The sequence below is a fragment of the Enterobacter cloacae complex sp. IR5428 genome, assembly GCF_049238585.1.
Lineage (GTDB): Bacteria > Pseudomonadota > Gammaproteobacteria > Enterobacterales > Enterobacteriaceae > Enterobacter > Enterobacter intestinihominis.
In genome coordinates this window covers 20691-36601 of the sequence record NZ_JBMKHV010000011.1, presented here as the reverse complement: position 1 = coordinate 36601, position 15911 = coordinate 20691, and the positions used below count along the sequence as shown (strand labels likewise).

Sequence of the window (15911 nt, the reverse complement as noted above, 5' to 3'; positions counted from 1 at the left end):
CCAGAAACAGCCGCTAAGCCAGGTGGTTTGTATTTGATTTTGCGAGTCGCTTTCCAGCATGCGGAATTTGGATCGCTGCAAGCGCGTCCTCTATCTCAATAAGCTTTGCTTTCGTCCGTTTATAATCATCTTGCAAACGCTGCTCCTGCTCGTTATACGCCACCAGAACGATGCACCCTTTCATAACCTTTACCGTAACCTGCTGTCCGGTATCAAAACCCGCCGCGCGCAGCCATTTGCCGGAAAGGATGATTTTCGGCGTGGATTTGTCGAAAACATTCGGGCGGTATCCCACAATTAACGAACGCTCGGTTCCGGATTGGTCTGTGTCTGGGGTAGAATGCGAATCAGCCATAATCAACTCCTTGATAGTTGGTGAGGTTAGACGCTCCGGTTGTGTTCCCGCACTTCGGAGCGTTGCTAATACAGGAGGATTAGGTGGCCTCCTATGTGTGTCAGAGTAGGTGGATAGGTGGCCTCATGTCAATCATATCGCGCGAAAAAAAACCAAAAGGCGGTGGGCAGTCTCCGCAGTTTAAAATGCGTATTGATCCGGCATTGAAGGAACAGCTGGATGCGGTAGCGGCTGAGGAAGGGGTGAGCCTCGCCAGTTGGTTAAAGGAGTTGGCGAGAGAAGCTCTTCGCACTAAAGGTATTGAACCAAAAGGGTAAGATACTACTAAAATTAAATGCCTGCCTTTCTATTTTTTGTAACTTTCTTATTATTTGGCATCAGGCTTTTTTGCAAATTATCACAGTATTCCTCGATCTCGAGTAGCACGCTATCTACAGCAGTCCACAATAAATCATTATTGCCATTTTTTATGTTAGTTTTAAGATGTCTATTTATCTTTCTTACAAAATTATTAAGCTCTTGTCCATGCTCAAGGGTTTTTTGCATTAACAAATTTTCTAAGGATTCTTTTTCTTTTTTTAACCGAACCAACTCTTGTTTATTAATGTTATCTTGATAAGCTTGGTCTCTTCTCTCCTTTTTTTTGAAAAAATCGTCAGCATAAAATTTATAAACAAAAGTTAATAAAACGCATAAAACATATATTGTAAACTTCCATGATTGTGACACTTCTAGTGTTGGAATGTAGCTACCTGAAGCAGTCATAAATAACGCAGGTACGGCGTAAAGTAAAAATGCTGCTAGATTCACTGATCATTCCTCATCGTCACTATCGACTAAAAAGTCGTGCTTCGCCCCATTTTCAATAAGAATTTTGCTAAATTTCACACTACACTTAGATAATAAGAGGATTCCGGGCTGGATATCTACTGTTTGATTTTTTTCAGCGCGCTCGCTTTCAAGCAATAAGCCACTCGAAAATTCCACAGAAACTTCTTTTTTATCATGATCAATTTCATAAAGTGTTGCCTTTAAACCAAGATTCTTATCATTAAAATAGTTTAAAGCTCTATAGATAGTTAATTCATCTATTGTGATGAATTTTTCAAATGTAAAAACAAACGAGGATTGAAATATAACTAGTGGATCACTATGAACATAAAAAAAATAGTAGTGTATTCCGAAGAAATCAAACTCACCAGAACACATTAACCGATTATTATTATTATCTTCCTTGTCAATGGATATATTTTCAACTTCATCCATTTCATTAAGTTCTTTTACTGCAATATTTACTTTCTTCACTAGTACCCCTTGTTCAACGATAGATAGTCCCATGCATACTAAAATGAATTAATACCAATATTTTTAACAGGATTTAGAACTCGTTATTAGCATTGGTCAAACTACTATCTTAAGCAACTGCTTTCTTAAAAGCCATTTTTGGCGGAAGATCACAGGAGTCGAACCTGCCCGGGAACGCTGGCGCCCCCAACTGGATTTGAAGTCCAGCCACCTCACCGGAGATGACGATCTTCCGCGCCTCGATTGCTACATGGAGGCGGGGCGCATTATAGCTACTTTCAGGCATTTACCACATACCCCACACCACTTTTTTCACCTCTCTTTTGACCTGAATCCCCCTGTTTCAGCTAATTCTTAAGAAAATCCTCAGGTTAGCATTTCGTGCTCATCAACTTTTATCCCGATCACAAAAAACAAGAAACGTAATCTCTTAACCAGAAAACGCAATACCCGCTCCTGAAACAATGGTTTAAAACCAATGCAACCGGTCTCAGCGCCCCCTACAGCGTGAAGGATAAAAATATGAGCGAAGTACTGTCAGTAAAAGAGAAGATTGGCTACGGCATGGGAGACGCCGCCAGCCACATCATTTTTGATAACGTCATGCTTTATATGATGTTTTTCTACACCGATATTTTTGGTATTCCCGCCGGGTTTGTCGGCACCATGTTCCTGCTGGCCCGCGCGCTGGATGCGATCTCCGACCCGTGCATGGGGCTGATTGCCGACCGCACCCGCAGCCGCTGGGGCAAGTTCCGCCCGTGGATTTTGTTCGGCGCCATTCCGTTCGGCATCGTCTGCGTGCTGGCCTACACCACGCCGGACCTCAGCCTCAACGGCAAAATGGTTTACGCCGCTATCACCTACACGCTGCTGACCCTGCTTTATACCGTGGTCAACATCCCGTACTGCGCGCTGGGCGGGGTGATCACCAACGACCCGACGCAGCGTATCTCCCTTCAGTCCTGGCGCTTTGTGCTGGCGACGGCGGGCGGCATGCTCTCCACGGTGCTGATGATGCCGCTGGTGAACCTGATCGGCGGCGACGATAAGGCGTTCGGCTTCCAGGGCGGGATCGCCGTGCTGTCGGTGGTCGCGTTCCTGATGCTGGCGTTCTGCTTCTTCACCACCAAAGAGCGCATCCAGGTGCCGCCGAGTACTACCTCCATGCGTGAAGATCTGCGTGATATCTGGCAAAACGACCAATGGCGTATCGTCGGCGTGCTGACCATCCTCAACATTCTCGCCGTCTGCGTGCGCGGCGGCGCGATGATGTACTACTGCACCTGGATCATGGGCTCGCCGGAGGTGTTCGTCGCGTTCCTGACCACCTACTGCGTCGGCAACCTGATTGGCTCGGCGCTGGCGAAACCGCTCACCGACTGGAAGTGCAAGGTCAGCATCTTCTGGTGGACCAACGCCGCGCTGGCGGTGGTCAGCGTGGCGATGTTCTTCGTGCCGATGCATGCCACCGTGCTGATGTTCGGCTTCATCTTCGTTATCGGCGTGCTGCATCAGCTGGTGACGCCGATTCAGTGGGTAATGATGTCCGATACCGTCGACTACGGCGAATGGACCAACGGCAAACGCCTGACCGGCATCAGCTTTGCGGGCACGCTGTTCGTGCTGAAACTCGGCCTGGCGCTGGGCGGGGCGATGATCGGCTGGATGCTGGCAGGCGGCGGCTACGACGCGGCAGCCAAAACCCAGAACAGCGCGACCATCAGCATCATTATCGGTCTATTTACCCTGGCACCGGCGATCTGTTACGTGCTGAGCGCCATCATCGCCAGACGCTACTACACGCTGAAAACCCCCTTCCTGACCAAAATCCTGCGCGAGCTGGCGCAGGGTGCGCGCCGCAATCAGCAGGAGTTTGAAAACCTGCCGGTCAGTAAAGAATTGCAGAACTAAGAGGACGTAAGCATGAAAATCAGTGATGGAAACTGGCTTATCCAACCGGGCCTTAACGTGACGTATCCGGTACAGGTGTTCGACGTGGAGCAGCAGGGCAATGACCTGGTGGTGTATGTGGCGCCGCGTGACGTGCGCGAACGCACCTGGCAGCTCGACACGTTGATGTTCACGGTGCGCCTGTTTGCTCCGCAGGAAGGGATTATCGGGGTGCGCATTGAGCACTTCCAGGGCGCGCTGAACAACGGCCCGCACTATCCGCTGAACGTTCTGAAGGATGTAAAAGTTGAGATTGAAAACAACGCCGAGTTTGCCGAGCTGAAAAGCGGCAGCGTCAGCGTGCGCGTCACCAAAGGCGAGTTCTGGGCGCTGGATTTCCTGCGCAACGGCCAGCGCATTACCGGCAGCCAGCTGAAAAACAACGGCTACGTGCAGGATACCAACACCGATCGCAACTATGTGTTTGAATGTCTGGATCTGGGCGTGGGGGAAACTGTGTATGGCCTGGGCGAGCGCTTCACCGCCCTGGTGCGCAACGGTCAGACGGTCGAAACCTGGAACCGCGACGGCGGCACCAGCACCGAGCAGTCCTACAAAAACATCCCGTTCTACCTGACCAACCGTGGTTATGGCGTGCTGGTGAATCACCCGGAAAATGTCTCGTTTGAAGTCGGCTCCGAGAAAGTGTCCAAAGTGCAGTTCAGCGTGGAAGGGGAGTATCTGGAGTACTTCGTGATCGACGGCCCGACGCCAAAAGAGGTATTAAACCGCTATACGCAGTTCACCGGGCGTCCGGCGCTGCCGCCGGCGTGGTCGTTCGGCCTGTGGCTGACCACCTCCTTCACCACTAACTACGACGAAGCGACGGTCAACAGCTTTATCGACGGCATGGCCGAGCGCGACCTGCCGCTGCACGTGTTCCACTTCGACTGCTTCTGGATGAAAGCCTTCCAGTGGTGCGATTTTGAGTGGGACCCGGTGACCTTCCCCGACCCGGAAGGGATGATCCGCCGCCTGAAAGAGAAAGGGCTGAAGGTCTGCGTGTGGATCAACCCGTACATCGGCCAGAAATCGCCGATCTTCCGTGAGCTGAAAGAGAAGGGCTACCTGCTCAAGCGCCCGGACGGCTCCCTGTGGCAGTGGGACAAATGGCAGCCGGGGCTGGCGATCTACGACTTCACCAACCCGGACGCGTGCCGGTGGTACGCCGACAAGCTGAAAGGCCTGGTGGAGATCGGCGTCGACTGCTTCAAGACCGACTTCGGCGAGCGTATCCCGACGGACGTCCAGTGGTTTGACGGTTCCGATCCGCAGAAGATGCACAACCATTACGCCTACATCTACAACGAACTGGTGTGGAACGTGCTGAAAGAGACGGTGGGAGAAGAAGAGGCGGTGCTGTTTGCCCGTTCTGCCTCCGTGGGTGCGCAACAGTTCCCGGTGCATTGGGGCGGCGACTGCTACGCCAACTATGAATCGATGGCGGAAAGCCTGCGCGGCGGGCTGTCGATTGGGCTGTCCGGCTTCGGATTCTGGAGCCACGATATCGGCGGGTTTGAAAACACCGCTCCGGCGCACGTCTATAAGCGCTGGTGCGCTTTCGGGCTGTTCTCCAGCCACAGCCGCCTGCACGGCAGCAAATCCTACCGTGTGCCGTGGGCGTACGATGACGAGTCCTGCGACGTGGTGCGCCACTTCACCCAGCTGAAATGCCAGCTGATGCCGTACCTGTATCGTCAGGCTGCGCTGGCCCGCGAGTTCGGCACGCCGATGCTGCGGGCGATGATGCTGGAGTTCCCGGACGACCCGGCGTGCGATTACCTTGACCGCCAGTACATGCTGGGGGATTCAATGATGGTGGCGCCGGTGTTCTCCGAGGTGGGCGACGTGCAGTTCTGGCTGCCGGAAGGGCGCTGGACGCACCTGTGGCACAACGATGAAATCGAGGGCAGCCGCTGGTATAAGCAGCAGCACGATTTCCAGAGCCTGCCGGTCTATGTGCGCGACAACACGCTGCTGGCGCTCGGCAATAATAACCAGAAGCCGGACTATGCGTGGCACGAGGGGACAGCCTTCCAGCTCTTCAACCTGAGCGATGGCGCAACGGCGGTTAGCGAAGTGCCTGCGGCGGACGGTTCTGTGGTGTTTACGCTGAAGGCGTCACGTCAGGGCGACGTCGTGACCTTTACCGGCGCGGGAGATGCGCAAAACTGGTCGGTGTGCTTGCGCAACGTGCAAAAGGTTGGCGGCGTGAAAGGCGGTTCACATGCGGGCAGCGAGTGGGGTGTGGTGGTGAAAGCCGAGGGGGATGAGGTGGTGATCCACCTCTGAGCTGGAAAAATGCCCGGTGGCGCTTTGCTTACCGGGCCTACGGTAATTATGCGGTCTGATGCCCTCACCCACGGGGAGAGGGAACCAAAACCTCGTAGGCCGGGTAAGGCGAAGCCGCCACCCGGCTTTTTACTGTGCCGGAGCCACCGCCGACACCATCCCGCCGGTCATCGTCTGCTGCACCTGCTGTTTATCCATATTTACCGCGCTCAGCTTCCCGTTCACCGTCGGCTTCAGCGGCGCATTCGCCTGCACGCTGCCGCTGGCGGTGAGCTGAATATTGCCGTCGCCCGTAATCGGCAGCGCTGGCCAGCCCCACTGCTGCAAGACGTTGAGTGGTACGCCGCGCCCGTTCAGGCTCACGGTGGTTTGTCGCTGTGGCAGCTGTGACACGGTGGCGGTCGCTTCCAGGATCCCTTTCTCGGTAAAGGCGCTCAGGTCGGTAATGTTTACCGTTGCGGCGTTGGCATTCAGCGCCAGCGACGGGCGTCGCACGTCGACGCGGTTAAAGGTTGCTGCCGCCCCGTTCAGGGTTGCGTTACCGCCCCACACGCCCCACTTGTGGTCTTGCGCCAGCCGCAGATTAGCGCCATAACCGTCGAGGGAGGTGATCTGCCATGGGAACGCCGGATCGATGTCGATCACCAGGTTGCGGCTCAGGCCGAATTTTTTCAGCGTCACGCTGTTCAGCCATGCCGGGAGCGGATCCATCCACAGCGTTTTCCAGTTTTCCGGAAGCGTATATTCCAGCCCGGCAATGGCAACGTCGTCCAGCACCAGCGCGTTCCCGTCGCGCAGCCAGTTGCCGGAGGTGCGCACCATGCCCCCTTCCCAGCGGGAAGTGAACTGACGCAGCGCAATGCCCTGCGGGGAGAATTCCGCGTTCAGGATAGGATCAAAAAGATGCAGCGAGCCGTAGATAAATTCGCTGGCGTTCATGGATAACCGTCCCTCCTGGCTTTGCCAGTCACCTTTACTCAGGGTGAGGTTACGCAGGCTAAGATCGAGGTCGGTTACCGCCCAGTCTGGCCCCTGTAGACGGGCATCGGTCACTTCCAGCCGCCCAATCTGTAACGAAGGCAGGGTGGAGAGAGGGGCGAAGAAATCCAGCAGCGATTTGTCGCTTTGCAGGCGTATCTCATTCAGACGCAGGGTGTCGATAACCCAGCCACCGTCGGCATTACGCAGAGCCGACCCCGTAAGCGAGCCGCGCGCCATATCGGCACCGATGGTATTCAGCACCACCTCTTTGCCGTTGAGTTGTCCCTGAATCAGCACGTTGTTGGCCGGTATGCCGTTGAGCGTGAGCGACCCGGCGCTCATCTGGATTTGCGCATTTTTCCCCAGTACGTTCCCCGCCTCGGGCTGCCACGGGCTGACGCCACCGGTCACCTTTTGCGCACTGAGATCCCACTCCGTATTCGGGCTGTTAAAGGCCATGTTATTCAGTTGCAGACGATCGGCCTGGAACGGCAGCGGCGCCGTCTGTGGAGATAAATTCAGCGTGCCATCGAACAGGGTGATGGCGTCCATATGCAGCGGGTCGGTGATCTGGCGGCTGCTTAAGCCAATATCCACTTTTTTAGCGACCAGCGTGGCCGGTTTGCCATCTCGTCCGAAGGTAACGTTTTCCAGAAGGATGTGAGAAGGGGATGAAAAGCGGTGATCCATCAGGTCAAAGTTGAGCTCGTAATCGGTATTCACCGTGATCCAGCTACTGACCTGCGATGCGCCCCAGCGGGTCTGGAGCAGAAAATAAAAGGCGAGCACTACAATGAGCAGGGCTACCAGAAGATAGATAAGCAGCTTTCCAATAAATTTCATGGTCTTCCTTCCCGCGAAACGCACATAAGGGTGTTATGCACGATTTATGCGCAATGCTCAAGGCGGGAATGGTGTAAAGAGATGTCACGGCAGGCATTGACAGCCTGCCGTGTGGGGATCAGTTCTTTTCAGGCGGGAAAATGAGATTCAGCACGATAGCGGTAATACCGCCCGCGGCGATGCCGGAAGAGAGCAGGTTTTTCACCCAGTCCGGGGCAAACTGCAAAATCATCGGCTGCTGGGAGACGCCAAGTCCTACGGCGAGAGACAGCGCAATAATCATGATTGCGCGGCGGTTCAGCGGCTCGCGGGAGACGATACGCACGCCGGAGGCCGCGATGGTACCGAACATGACCAGCGTCGCGCCGCCCAGGACCGGCTCAGGGATGTGCTGCACAAACCCGCTCACCGCCGGGAACAGGCCGAGGACCACCAGCATCAGCGCCACCACGAAGCCCACGTAGCGGCTGGCCACGCCGGTCAACTGGATCACGCCATTGTTCTGGCCGAAGCAGGAGTTCGGGAATGTGTTGAACACCGCCGAGACAAACGAGTTCAGTCCGTTCGCCAGCACGCCGCCTTTCAGACGTTTCATGTACAGCGGGCCGGAGACCGGCTGCTCGGACACGTCGGAGGTGGCAGTGATATCGCCAATGGTTTCCAGCGAGGTGATCATAAAGACCAGCATCAGCGGCAGGAGCAGACTCCAGTCAATGCCCAGGCCGTAGTAGAGCGGCGTTGGCACGGTAATCAACGCGCTGTTGGTTGGGGTGGTGTTTTCCGGCAGCATGCCCAGCGCCCACGCCAGCAGGTAACCGGCCGCCATGGCGATCACCAGCGAAGCCACGCGCAGGTACGGGTTACGCTGGCGGTTAAGCAGAATAATGATCGCCAGCACCACGCCTGCCAGCAGCAGGTTTTTCGGCGCGCCGAAGGTATGGTTGCTCATTGCCGCGTAGCCGCCCCCGATGGAGGTCAGACCCACCTGAATCAGCGACAGGCCGATAATCATCACCACCACGCCGGAGACCAGCGGGGTGATCACCCGGCGCGCAAGGTGCAGAACGCGGGAGATGATCATCTCTGTGCAGCTTGCCAGCATCAGGGTGCCGAATAGCGCCGCCATCATCGTCGGGACATCTGCGCCGCCGGTTTTCAGTGCCGTACCGCCCATGATCAGCGGCGCCACAAAGTTAAAGCTGGTGCCCTGAATCGACAGCAACCCCGAACCCACCGGACCCCAGGCTTTAATTTGAATGATGGAGGCTACACCGGAAGCGAACAGAGACATACTGATGATGTGTTGCGTATCCTGCGCCGGTAACCCCAGCGCCTGACAAATCAGCAGAGCCGGCGTGATGACCGCAACGAACATCGCCAGCAGATGCTGGCAGGCGGCAAACAGGGTTTGAGGTAGCGGGGGACGATCTTCAAGGCGGTAAATCAGTTCACTGTTTTGCTTCTGCGCAATCGGTTGCGCATCAGCAGACTCCAGAGTGTTAACAGACATCGGCGGCAATCCCACGGTGGAAAAGCGGGCATTTTAGCTGACCACCTGGTAAAAGCAAACGATTGCCAGCAAAAAAAAGAGAGAAAATCTGCCGGTGTGAGCAGGTTTTCTACAACGAACAGGAAAAAAAAATTACACTTTTCGCGCCGGCGGCTCATGACGAGCATCACCCGGCCCAGGATAACGCCGCGTGTGTATGGAACACGCGCATAACAGGAGCCTTTTATGATTCATCTCGATACGTTGTCGACCCTTGTTGCCGCAACGCTGGTTCTTCTGCTTGGTCGCAAGCTGGTACACAGTGTTTCCTTTCTGAAAAAGTACACAATTCCTGAACCTGTCGCCGGTGGATTGCTGGTGGCGCTGGCCCTGCTGGTGCTGAAAAAAAGCATGGGTTGGGAAATTGATTTTGATATGTCCCTGAAAGATCCGTTGATGCTGGCCTTCTTTGCCACTATCGGCCTGAACGCTAACCTCGCAAGCCTGCGTTCGGGTGGCAAGGTGCTGGGCGTGTTTTTGATTGTCGTGGTGGGCCTGCTGCTGATGCAAAACGCCATCGGCATCGGTATGGCGTCGCTGCTGGGGCTGGATCCGCTGATGGGTCTGCTGGCGGGGTCGATTACCCTGTCAGGTGGCCACGGAACGGGCGCGGCGTGGAGCAAGCTGTTCATCGAACGCTATGGCTTTGAAAACGCAACGGAAGTGGCAATGGCCTGCGCGACCTTTGGCCTGGTGCTTGGCGGGCTGATTGGCGGCCCGGTGGCGCGCTATCTGGTGAAACATTCCACTACGCCGGAAGGCAGACCAGACGATGAAATGGTGCCGACCGCGTTCGAAAAACCGGACGTTGGTCGCAGCATCACCTCGTTGGTGATGATTGAAACCATCGCCATGATTGCCATCTGCCTCACCGTGGGCAAAATCGTTGCGCAATGGCTGGCGGGAACGGCTTTCGAACTGCCAACCTTTGTCTGCGTGCTGTTTATCGGGGTGATCCTGAGCAACGGTCTGGCGCAGATGGGCTTCTACCGCGTCTTCGAACGCGCGGTGTCCGTCCTGGGGAACGTCAGCCTGTCGCTGTTCCTGGCGATGGCGCTGATGAGCCTCAAGCTGTGGGAACTGGCCTCGCTGGCGCTGCCGATGGTGGCGATCCTGGCGGTACAGGCCGTGTTTATGGCGCTGTATGCCATCTTTGTTACCTGGCGCATGATGGGCAAAAACTATGATGCGGCGGTACTGGCTGCGGGTCACTGTGGATTTGGTCTGGGAGCGACACCAACGGCCATCGCGAATATGCAGGCGATCACCGAACGGTTCGGCCCGTCGCACATGGCGTTTCTGGTGGTGCCGATGGTGGGCGCATTCTTCATTGATATCGTCAACGCGCTGGTCATTAAGCTCTACCTGATGCTGCCGATGTTTGGCTGACCGTCAGGCGTTGGAATACCGCTCGGTTTCCGGCATCCAGCGTTCAATTAACGCTGCCGCCTGTTCGGGGTAGCGTTCATGAATATGACGCGCAAGGCGTTGTACTTCGGGGATCATGGCCTGATCGCGCAGCAAATCCGCCACTTTAAATTCGGCGTTACCCGTCTGACGCGTGCCCAGCAGTTCGCCCGGGCCGCGGATCTCCAGATCTTTTTGCGCAATGACGAAGCCGTCATTGCTGTCGCGTAATACCTGCAAACGCATCTGCGCGGTTTTCGACAGCGGGGCTTTGTAGAGCAGCACGCAGTGAGAGGCGATCGCACCACGGCCCACGCGGCCTCGTAGCTGGTGGAGCTGCGCCAGGCCCAGACGCTCCGGGTTCTCAATAATCATCAGGCTGGAGTTCGGCACATCCACGCCCACTTCGATAACCGTGGTCGCAACGAGTAAGTGCAGCTCGCCCTGTTTGAACGACTGCATCACCGCCTGCTTCTCGGCAGGCTTCATGCGCCCGTGAACCAGACCGACGTTCAGCTCTGGCAGGGCGAGCTTTAACTCTTCCCATGTGGCTTCGGCAGCCTGCGCTTCCAGCAGCTCAGACTCTTCAATCAGGGTGCAGACCCAGTAAGCCTGACGCCCTTCCTGCGTACAGGCGTTGCGCACGCGGTCAATGATGTCGCTGCGCCGCGTGTCCGGTATGGCAACCGTGGTCACCGGCGTTCGGCCCGGCGGCAACTCGTCGATGGTGGAGGTATCCAGATCGGCATAGGCCGTCATCGCCAGGGTGCGCGGAATCGGCGTGGCGGTCATGATCAGCTGATGCGGGTGGAAGCCCTGTTGCAGACCTTTCTCCCACAGCGCCAGACGCTGATGAACACCAAAGCGGTGCTGTTCGTCGATAATGACCAGCGCCAGGCCGTTAAACTGCACCTGTTCCTGGAAAATGGCGTGCGTGCCGACAATCATCTGCACCTGCCCGCTGGCAATAGCTTCCTGCTGCGCAAGACGTGCTTTGCCCTTCTGCTTCCCGGCCAGCCAGCCCACTTCGATCCCCAGTGGGGCGAACCAGTTACGGAAATTGTTGGCGTGCTGCTCGGCCAGCAGTTCTGTCGGCGCCATCAGCGCCACCTGCTTGCCGTGGGCGATAGCGCGTAAAGCGGCCAATGCGGCAACCAGCGTTTTCCCGGAACCCACGTCGCCCTGCACCAGGCGCATCATCGGCACATTCAGCGCCATATCGCGTTCGATCTCGGCGGTGACCCGCGCCTGGGCGCCGGTGGGTTTAAACGGCAGTGTGGCCAGCAGCTTATCTTTGAGCTCATCATGCGGGCTTAATGGCTGCGCGTGGAAACGCTGCGCACCTGCGCGCAGGGCCAGCATGCTCAGGTTGTGAGCCAGTAATTCCTCAAGGATAAGACGCCGTTGGGCGGGATGTTTACCGCTTTCTAAATCAACAAGCTGAAGCGTTGGCGGTGGACGGTGCAGGGTGCGCAACGCCTCCGGCAGGCTCATCATGCCCTGCGCCAGCTCTGGCGGCAGCAGCTCGTTAATGGCGCAGGTATCAAGCAGCTCCAGCGCCTGGTCGGTGAGCTTGCGCAGCGTGGCCTGCTTAATGCCTTCGGTGGTTGGATAGACCGGCGTGAGCGTCTCCTGTAGCTCAGGTGAGCTGAGATCGCCCTGCACGCGGTATTCCGGGTGGATCATCTCCGCGCCGTATTTGCCCCGTTTGGCTTCACCGTACGCAAGTACGCGTCGTCCAGTGGCAAGGCTGTTTTTCATCGCCGCATTGAAGTTGAAAAAGCGCATGGTGAGAATGCCGGTGCCGTCGCTGATCTGGCAGGTCATCATCCTGCGTCCGCCAAAGGTGATGTTGCAGTTCAGCACTTCCCCTTCAACGGTGGCGTAAATAGCGGGCAGCAGATCGCCAATTTTATAAAGCTGAGTACGGTCTTCGTAACGCAGGGGGAGGTGGAGCAGGAGATCCTGCACGGTGTGCAGGCCAATCTTCGCCAGTTTACTGCTTTGTGCCGCGCCCACGCCCGTCAGGCTGTTGAGCGGTATGGCGTCCAGCAGGCGGCCTTTCATGATTTACCCTGCGTACTGCATGGTGGACCACCACTCGGCATCGGCTTCAATTTCGCCCTGCGCGTTGACGTGGGGGTAAGGCAATTTCTTCTGCTTCGCAACGCGAGCCAGCACCGGATAGCCACCTTCAAACAGCAGGCGCTGCTGCTCCTCTTCCGGCAGCATGCTGTTGCTGCGCTCGTACATTCCGGCATTCTGACGCTGGCGCTGCGCTTCATACAGGATCAGCGCTGAGGCGACCGACACGTTGAGTGACTGGACCATGCCGATCATCGGAATGATGATGTCCCGGTCAGCCAAATCCAGTGCTTCCTGCGTGATCCCCGTTTTCTCCTGGCCCATTAAAATGCAGGTCGGACGGGTGTAGTCGATCTCACGGAAATCCACGGCTTTAGCTGAGAGGTTGGTTGCCAGAACCTGCATGCCACGCCCTTTCAGGTGCGAGACCGCTTCACCAATAGTCTGGTGAGTTTTCACGGATACCCAGCTGTTGCTGCCTGCGGCGGTGGAGGCCATGGTACGCATACGTGCGCCTGGCCAGACGGCGTGGACTTCATGCACGCCGACGGCATCTGCGGTGCGGACGATAGCAGAGACGTTATGAGGTTTATGGACCTGCTCCATGCAGACCGTCAGATCAGGCTGACGCCTGGCGAGCATTTCGCAGATTCGCTCGTAACGTGTTGAATTCATAATGCTAGTTTCGGTTACGGGTGACTTTAATGACATCCGGCATCACGCGGATCTTGCGCATAATATTGGCCAGATGTACGCGGTCACGGGCGGTCAGGCGAATAAAGGCGCTGTAAACGCGGCCATCTTTTTCTTCAGTATTCAGGCTCTGAATGTTTGACGAGGCCGTGTTGATCGCTGCCGTCAGGTTCGCCAGTGCACCCTGGTGGTTAAACATATCCACCTTGATTTCAGTGATAAATTCCTGCGCTGTCTCTTTATCCCATTCGACCGCCATGAACTTCTCAGGCTCTTTCTGATAGCCACGGATGTTACGGCAAGATTCGTGGTGGATCACCAGCCCTTTACCCGGGCTGACGTGCGCAATAATCGGGTCGCCCGGGATAGGGCGGCAGCATTTGGCGAAGGTGATGAGCACCCCGTCAGCGCCTTTGATTGGCAGGTGACCATGATTTTGCGCGTTAGCAGGAACGGCTGTCGTTTCGCCCTGTTGCAGGTTCTTCGCCACGACCACGCTCATGGCGTTTCCGAGGCCAATCTCTGCCAGCAGGTCATCCAGCGAGGCGAGCTTCATACGCTCCAGCTCATGCTGAATGTTTTCTGGTGGGATCTCTGCCAGTTTGCGGCTGCCACCCAGCGCGTGATTGAGCAGACGACGCCCCAGGCTAACGGAGTCGTCGCGCTTGAGATTTTTCAGCAGCTGGCGGATTTTTGCGCGCGCTTTTGAGCTCACGACAAAGTTCAGCCAGGCAGCGTTAGGACGTGCGCCCGGCGCGGTAATAATTTCGACAGTCTGCCCGCTGAAGAGCGGCTGCGACAGCGGATAAGGCTGCCTGTCGACGCGGGCACCCACGCAGGCATGGCCGATATCGGTATGCACGGCGTAAGCGAAGTCGACCGGCGTCGCGCCCGCAGGCAGTTCGACAATGCGCCCTTCCGGCGTGAAAACGTAAATCTCATCCGGGAAGAGATCGGATTTAACGCTCTCGATAAATTCAAACGAGCTACCTGCACTCTGTTGCAGCTCCAGCAGGCTCTGCATCCAGCGCTGGGCGCGGATTTGCGCGGTGGTGCTGCTTTCGCCGCCGTGCTCTTTATAAGCCCAGTGCGCCGCGACACCCATCTCCGCCATCTGATCCATGTCTTCGGTACGAATCTGCACCTCAACCGGAACGCCGTGCGGGCCAATCATGGAGGTGTGCAAAGATTGATATCCGTTCGCTTTTGGAATGGCGATGTAATCTTTGACGCGCCCCGGACGTGGCTTGTACAGGCTATGCATCTGCCCCAGCACGCGGTAGCAGGTGTCAGAGTCGTGGACGATGACGCGGAACGCGTAGATATCCATGATCGAGTGAAAACGCTGCTCTTTGAGCACCATTTTGCAGTAGATAGAGTACAAATGCTTTTCGCGACCGCTGACGCGGCACGGAATACCGGCTTCCTGCAAGCGCCCTTCGATTTCAGAGAGGATCTTTTGAATCATCTCTTTACGGTTGCCTCGTGCGGCTTTCACCACCTCTTTAATCACGCGATAGCGGTTTGGGTATAACGCTTCAAAACCCAGCTCTTCCAGCTCGGTTTTAATGTGATGAATACCTAAACGGTGCGCCAGCGGACTGTAGATTTCGAGGGTTTCACGGGCGATGCGGCGACGTTTATCCGGGCGAAGTGAGCCCAGCGTGCGCATATTGTGGGTGCGGTCAGCAAGTTTGATGAGAATGACGCGGATATCCTGCACCATCGCCATGATCATCTTGCGAAAGTTTTCGGCCTGCGCCTCTTTCTTATCGCGGAATTTCAGCTTATCAAGCTTAGAAACCCCTTCCACCAGCTCGGCAACGCTTTTGCCAAACAGCTGTTCCATGTCCTGGTAGGTGGCAGGGGTATCTTCAATCACGTCATGCAGCAGGGCGGCCATGAGCGTTTCGTAGTCGAGTTTCATCTCGGCCAGAATACAGGCCACCGCTACCGGGTGCGTGATATAGGGTTCACCGCTTGAACGTGTCTGGCCCTCGTGAGCGTCACGTGCAACGAGATACGCCTGCTGAAGACGCTTAATCTGGTCTTCAGGCAGGTAGGTTTGAATCAGTTGATTCAGGCTTTCAAACAGATACAAGGGCGACCCGCAGGTTTAATTAACGACGACCTTCAGCAATGGCGGTTACGGCCTGCAGTTCTGCGGCTTCCTGCTCTTGCTGCTCCTGGCGCTCACGCACGTCGAGGATCTGGTTGTTGATCAGACCTTCTTCGATTTCGCGAAGTGCAATAACGGTGGTTTTATCGTTTTCTTCCGGTACCAGCGGATCTTTACCGCCTACCTGCATCTGACGAGCGCGACGCGCGGCGACCAGTACCAGGTCAAAACGGTTACCAATTTTCTCTACAGCGTCCTGAACAGTTACGCGTGCCATACTTAAAATGCTCCACAGGTGAAGAAATGACTGGGCATGATACTGAAAGTGG

At 56.0% G+C, this 15911-nt stretch carries 13 protein-coding genes and 1 tRNA gene; 4 read left to right on the top strand and 10 right to left on the bottom strand.

The genetic code is table 11. The features are described from left to right. Nucleotides 1–13: 13 nt before the first annotated feature. A complete protein-coding gene (locus tag ACOTXC_RS16360; protein WP_023302861.1) occupies nucleotides 14–355 on the bottom strand; it encodes a SymE family type I addiction module toxin in 342 nt (113 codons plus the stop codon). Between the two features lie 125 nt (nucleotides 356–480). Here ACOTXC_RS16360 and ACOTXC_RS16355 point away from each other — a divergent pair, with 125 nt between their 5' ends. After that, nucleotides 481–672: a toxin-antitoxin system HicB family antitoxin gene (locus tag ACOTXC_RS16355; protein WP_049134590.1), complete on the top strand. Its 192-nt coding sequence runs from the start codon at nucleotides 481–483 to the stop codon at nucleotides 670–672. A 13-nt stretch (nucleotides 673–685) separates the two neighbouring features. Here ACOTXC_RS16355 and ACOTXC_RS16350 read toward each other — a convergent pair whose 3' ends face one another. From ACOTXC_RS16350 to ACOTXC_RS16340, 3 genes are all read right to left on the bottom strand, one after another. Next, a complete protein-coding gene (locus ACOTXC_RS16350; RefSeq protein ID WP_049134572.1) occupies nucleotides 686–1165 on the bottom strand; it encodes a hypothetical protein in 480 nt (159 codons plus the stop codon). A gap of 3 nt (nucleotides 1166–1168) precedes the next feature. Next, entirely contained in the window at nucleotides 1169–1660 is a 492-nt protein-coding gene (locus ACOTXC_RS16345; RefSeq protein WP_421767839.1) for a hypothetical protein, read from the bottom strand. A 139-nt stretch (nucleotides 1661–1799) separates the two neighbouring features. Next, a tRNA-Sec gene (locus tag ACOTXC_RS16340) sits at nucleotides 1800–1894 on the bottom strand. A gap of 288 nt (nucleotides 1895–2182) precedes the next feature. On the opposite strand from ACOTXC_RS16340, the gene ACOTXC_RS16335 reads away from it, so the two are divergent. Together ACOTXC_RS16335 and yicI are read left to right on the top strand one after the other, a co-directional pair. After that, nucleotides 2183–3574: a glycoside-pentoside-hexuronide family transporter gene (locus ACOTXC_RS16335; RefSeq protein ID WP_063136741.1), complete on the top strand. Its 1392-nt coding sequence runs from the start codon at nucleotides 2183–2185 to the stop codon at nucleotides 3572–3574. Between the two features lie 12 nt (nucleotides 3575–3586). Continuing rightward, complete coding sequence (yicI, locus tag ACOTXC_RS16330; RefSeq protein ID WP_421767838.1) at nucleotides 3587–5905, top strand: alpha-xylosidase; 2319 nt, start codon at nucleotides 3587–3589, stop codon at nucleotides 5903–5905. A gap of 129 nt (nucleotides 5906–6034) precedes the next feature. Here the strand turns inward: yicI and ACOTXC_RS16325 are convergent, their stop codons facing one another. Further along, complete coding sequence (locus ACOTXC_RS16325) at nucleotides 6035–7729, bottom strand: AsmA family protein (RefSeq protein ID WP_421767837.1); 1695 nt, start codon at nucleotides 7727–7729, stop codon at nucleotides 6035–6037. Nucleotides 7730–7847: 118 nt separating this feature from the next. Next, nucleotides 7848–9239: a xanthine/proton symporter XanP gene (gene xanP / locus ACOTXC_RS16320; RefSeq protein ID WP_421767836.1), complete on the bottom strand. Its 1392-nt coding sequence runs from the start codon at nucleotides 9237–9239 to the stop codon at nucleotides 7848–7850. A 225-nt stretch (nucleotides 9240–9464) separates the two neighbouring features. On the opposite strand from xanP, the gene gltS reads away from it, so the two are divergent. Then, on the top strand, nucleotides 9465–10667 hold the full coding sequence (gene gltS / locus ACOTXC_RS16315) for a sodium/glutamate symporter (protein ID WP_006812438.1): 1203 nt from the start codon (nucleotides 9465–9467) through the stop codon (nucleotides 10665–10667). A 3-nt stretch (nucleotides 10668–10670) separates the two neighbouring features. On the opposite strand, the gene recG is transcribed toward gltS, so the two are convergent. From recG to rpoZ, 4 genes are read right to left on the bottom strand one after another with little or no spacing between them, the layout of a single operon-like run. Further along, entirely contained in the window at nucleotides 10671–12752 is a 2082-nt protein-coding gene (recG, locus tag ACOTXC_RS16310) for an ATP-dependent DNA helicase RecG (protein WP_023299014.1), read from the bottom strand. A 3-nt stretch (nucleotides 12753–12755) separates the two neighbouring features. Further along, entirely contained in the window at nucleotides 12756–13445 is a 690-nt protein-coding gene (trmH, locus tag ACOTXC_RS16305; protein WP_032622047.1) for a tRNA (guanosine(18)-2'-O)-methyltransferase TrmH, read from the bottom strand. A 4-nt stretch (nucleotides 13446–13449) separates the two neighbouring features. Then, nucleotides 13450–15564 (bottom strand): bifunctional GTP diphosphokinase/guanosine-3',5'-bis pyrophosphate 3'-pyrophosphohydrolase, encoded by a 2115-nt coding sequence (gene spoT / locus ACOTXC_RS16300; protein WP_022646616.1) that lies wholly within the window; start codon nucleotides 15562–15564, stop codon nucleotides 13450–13452. A 19-nt stretch (nucleotides 15565–15583) separates the two neighbouring features. Then, nucleotides 15584–15859 carry a DNA-directed RNA polymerase subunit omega gene (gene rpoZ / locus ACOTXC_RS16295; RefSeq protein WP_000135058.1) on the bottom strand — a complete coding sequence of 92 codons (276 nt, stop codon included), beginning with the start codon at nucleotides 15857–15859 and terminating at the stop codon, nucleotides 15584–15586. Between the last annotated feature and the right edge of the window lie 52 nt (nucleotides 15860–15911).